This is a genomic window from Mucilaginibacter sp. (genome assembly GCF_028288205.1).
Lineage (GTDB): Bacteria > Bacteroidota > Bacteroidia > Sphingobacteriales > Sphingobacteriaceae > Mucilaginibacter.
Genome location: NZ_JAQBOD010000026.1, coordinates 1 through 2,643 on the forward strand (window position 1 = coordinate 1; position 2,643 = coordinate 2,643).

2 protein-coding genes are annotated in these 2,643 nt (G+C 39.6%); one reads left to right on the forward strand and one right to left on the reverse strand.

Annotated elements, in window-relative coordinates; genetic code table 11:
- Positions 1 to 550: 550 nt before the first annotated feature.
- Positions 551 to 1,459 carry a slipin family protein gene (locus JWR23_RS05905; RefSeq protein ID WP_299514118.1) on the forward strand — a complete coding sequence of 303 codons (909 nt, stop codon included), beginning with the start codon at positions 551 to 553 and terminating at the stop codon, positions 1,457 to 1,459.
- Positions 1,460 to 1,706: 247 nt separating this feature from the next.
- Here JWR23_RS05905 and JWR23_RS05910 read toward each other — a convergent pair whose 3' ends face one another.
- The gene (locus tag JWR23_RS05910; protein ID WP_299514121.1) at positions 1,707 to 2,024 is read right to left on the reverse strand and encodes a DUF6799 domain-containing protein; all 318 of its coding nucleotides are present in this window, start codon (positions 2,022 to 2,024) and stop codon (positions 1,707 to 1,709) included.
- Positions 2,025 to 2,643: the final 619 nt, after the last annotated feature.

Genomic DNA, 2,643 nt, shown 5'->3' on the forward strand with positions numbered 1-2,643 from the left:
TCCGGCCCATGTACAAGGGCTGGGAATTTTATTTTTATTTTCCATCCGTCCTGCTATTTAGTTTGATCTAATTTACTTTTATTTTCACAATTCTGCCATTTTCAATCCCACCGGAAAGTGGTAAAGAAATGCCGCCATTGGTGGTTACATAAATATAATTGTCATCTTTCGGAGTCCTTCCGAAAGTAACAGCCGTTGACCCGGCTAACCCCTGTCCCGCTTCTCGTATTGGTCAATTCGGACGACCAGCCGGCTGCAAAAAAATTAGAACAGTGGAATCCTGACATTCAACGGGTATCATTTAATTTTAATAGAACAAAATAACCGGAACATTTCCTATAATCATTTGTTATAAAGTAAGCTTACAGACCTCATTAATACCCCTTTAATTTTTCAATTATGTCATTCGCCGGTATTTTATTCGCACTTTTTTATGCTGTTATGTTAACAGCGATCTTTAGCCTTGTTTTTAATAATACCGGCACCTGGGGCGGTGAAGCGTTTGCTGTACACAACTCTACAATATAAACCATAAATAAGGAGGCCTCTGATGCAAAGTAAAAGTTTTTTTCCTACAGTTATATTCTTCATAATTTTAGGCATAGGTTTGGCAGTAACCTACTCCATGAAAGGGAGTTTAACTGCGCCCGAAAGTACAATTGCAGCTGCAATTGTACTGATAATCGCCTCATTTATTTCTTCGGCGATTAAAATTGCTAATCCCTGGGAAAAAGCTGTGGTCCTGCGGCTGGGTAAATTTCAATCGCTAAGGGGCCCCGGGCTTTTTTTTATTATCCCGATCATAGATACGATACCCTATTGGATTGATACCCGGGTGATCTCCACCTCTTTTAAGGCAGAAAAAACGCTTACTAAAGACACGGTTCCGGTTGATGTAGACGCGGTATTATTTTGGAAAGTATTGGATCCGCAAAAAGCTGCACTTGAGGTGGCCGACTATAATAATGCCATCAACTGGGCTTCTCAAACTGCTTTGCGTGATGTGATCGGGAAGACCATGCTTTCGGAAATGCTTGAGGGACGGGATAAGATCAGCAATGTGCTGCAAAAAATTATCGACGAACGCACTGAACCATGGGGGATCAATGTCAATTCTGTTGAAGTTAAGGATGTTTTGATCCCTGCCGCATTGGAAAGTGCGATGTCCATGCAGGCCCAGGCAGAAAGAGAACGGCAGGCACGTGTAATTCTTGGTGATTCTGAAAGACAAGTGGCTGAAAAATTTGCCGAAGCAGCCTCAAGCTATACCAACAACCCGGTAGCCTTGCATTTAAGGGCAATGAATATGCTATATGAGGGATTGAAGCAAAACGCAACACTTGTAATTGTGCCCAGTTCGGCTGTAGATACCATGCAGCTTGGCAGCCTGGCAGGGATAACTGCGCTGGCCACTGGGATAGAACAGAAAAACCTTAACCAGGAGGATAGCAAAAGGTAAAGAATGAAGACTGCTTTTCAGCCTTGGTTTCTTGATGATAATTTCTTTAAAAACAAATTAAATTCATAAAAAGATATATTGTATACTTTTAAAGATAATTGTCCATTATTCTGTGCAGGCTCGGGTTCCTTCATTTTTATTCTCATCATATTGGGTGATTTTTTCTTTGCAATTTACACTACAAAACCCCGGTATATTTCATGACCGGGGTTTCAACAAGGTCAAATTGCCCTTATAGGGTGTCTTTCTACATGCCTTTTTTCATAGGCATTTTTTCAACTTGGCCATCCATTTTGACGCAATAGCCTTCTTTTAACATTGTTGTTTTACCGTTTTTCCATTTTACCGTGCCATCGGTCATAACGATAGTCCCGTCAGACATTGTCATGGACTGGGTCATCGGCATGGTCTGACCGTTCATCATCGTCATCATTTTACCATCGATCTTTACAACACCGTTCGTCGTGGTATCACTCATTTTGCGCATGGTATCAGTTTTTGTATTTTGTGCCATTGCGCTACAACTGAAAATAACGGCAATACAGGCAATCAGTAATTTTTTCATAATTATTAAAATTGATATACCGTTATACGCCTAAATTTCGAGCCATGATTTAAATACATTGTGAAATAATAGTTTAATAGTGATGGCTTTAGGGTTTCACCAGAACCGTGGTAGTAAACAGCTAAGCCTGTCAGATAACAGCAGATTTAGCAACCAACTTTAACAGGATCGCCCTAATCTTTTTTCGCATCGCCAACGACAGCGTTGAAGATAATTTCCTGAAGAACATCATCTGCTAACTTACATTATCTGCTAACTTTTTTATACAAGACCGGCCGGTGTGAAATAGTGTGTATAAGGTGTGAAATAGTGTGTATAAATTCTGTGCTCGTTTTACATATTCGTTTCTGTCGATGAACTTGTACTTAATTATCATTAGTTTAGTTGACGAAGGTCAGCGGAAAAGAGAGTTGGCGATGCTAAGTGTATTGTGAAACATTCTATATAAAACAAACTAATAATAATTATAACCATGTGGAAAGAAAAATTAACACCAATGACAATTGGCCTGGTCTTACATATGCCATTTGTCAAAACACTATTGTCGTATAGAACAGGTGGTACTATTGAAAGTAAATATTGCTACTCTGTCTGGCTAAGACACCTTAAGATGTTGAAT

Coding starts and splice junctions, on each gene's coding strand:
- JWR23_RS05905 (WP_299514118.1), top strand. CDS start 551: ATGCAAAGTAAAAGTTTTTTTCCTACAGTTATATTCTTCATAATTTTA.
- JWR23_RS05910 (WP_299514121.1), bottom strand. CDS start 2,024: ATGAAAAAATTACTGATTGCCTGTATTGCCGTTATTTTCAGTTGTAGC.